Source organism: Psychrobacter sp. TB20-MNA-CIBAN-0197 (assembly GCF_040309765.1).
Lineage (GTDB): Bacteria > Pseudomonadota > Gammaproteobacteria > Pseudomonadales > Moraxellaceae > Psychrobacter > Psychrobacter submarinus.
On the sequence record NZ_JBEOPC010001526.1, the window covers coordinates 1 to 229 of the forward strand.

Below are 229 nucleotides of genomic sequence, written 5' to 3' on the forward strand. Positions count from 1 at the left end.
GGTGTGCACCGGCTCGCTGGTGCTCGGCGCTGCTGGTCTACTGAAGGGCAAGCGCGCGACTACGCACTGGGCCTATCACGAGTTGCTGCCGACGCTGGGCGCGGTTGCGGTGAAGGATCGGGTGGTACGCGACGGCAATCTGTTTACCGGTGGCGGAATTACCGCTGGCATCGATTTCGCCTTGGTGCTGGCGGCGGAACTGGTCGATGCCGACACGGCGCAACTGGTG

1 pseudogene is annotated in these 229 nt (G+C 65.1%); it reads left to right on the plus strand.

Going from position 1 to position 229, the window contains the following annotated elements:
* A pseudogene (gene inhA, locus AAEY83_RS19080) lies at nt 1-229 on the plus strand (isonitrile hydratase); the annotation flags it as partial.